Below are 735 nucleotides of genomic sequence, written 5' to 3'. Positions count from 1 at the left end.
AAAAAGGTGAGAAATGAATCTTCATGGTATCGCATCCGCAGCCATTGGCGCGGTAAATCCCTTTATCCCCGCTCAGATTTATCGATCAATAGGTTCAGTCAAGAACGACGATTACTCCCGCACACCCGATTATGCTGATCCCATTACCATGAAGGTGCAGAAGCAGGCCGTTACCCAATCGGATATCCGGCATCTGGATAACCTGAATATTCAGGGGGTGATGGCATCTATCTATACCGATGGTAACTGGTGCGGCATTAATCGCCCCAAGCAGCAAGGCGGCGATAAATTCGTTATCAATGGTGAAACATGGCTGGTGGTCTCTGTACCTGAAAACTGGCCGGACTGGACGAGGGTTATCGTATGCCTGCAAACGTAACCATCTCAGTAACAGAGCGTGATTTATATAAGGCCCTTGGGGATTTTCTCCGGGGGCTTTTTCCTGATGTGGACATAGAACGCTCACAACAAAACAGTACACCTATGCCGCTGGGGGATTTCATCACCATGACCGGCCTGTTTTCTGATGGGTTATCAACCAGTGTGGTTCAGTATTCAGCGCCAGAGGTGGCAGGTGATGGACAGCAACATATTACACGTACAACTCAATGGCGCTGCCAACTGGATTTTTACGGGCAGACGGCAGAAAAGAATGCATTGCTGGTAGCTACAGTAATTCGATCTGAGTTTGCCATTGAGCAATTCCGGCAATTGGGTGGGGCTATAACACCGTTA

2 protein-coding genes are annotated in these 735 nt (G+C 48.6%); both read left to right on the top strand.

What is annotated here, in order from left to right; translation table 11 throughout:
- Window positions 1-13 precede the first annotated feature (13 nt).
- The gene (locus Xhom_RS25185; RefSeq protein ID WP_069315429.1) at window positions 14-379 is read left to right on the top strand and encodes a phage collar protein; all 366 of its coding nucleotides are present in this window, start codon (window positions 14-16) and stop codon (window positions 377-379) included.
- Window positions 364-735: phage neck terminator protein (locus Xhom_RS25180; RefSeq protein WP_099140137.1), on the top strand; the 372-nt coding region annotated here is incomplete at its 3' end. The genes Xhom_RS25185 and Xhom_RS25180, both read left to right, overlap by 16 nt.

Origin of the sequence: Xenorhabdus hominickii (assembly GCF_002632725.1) — a bacterium.
In the GTDB taxonomy this organism is placed as follows: Bacteria; Pseudomonadota; Gammaproteobacteria; order Enterobacterales; family Enterobacteriaceae; genus Xenorhabdus; species Xenorhabdus hominickii.
Note: the sequence above shows the minus strand (reverse complement) of the source record. Positions and strands in the feature narration are given on the sequence as shown.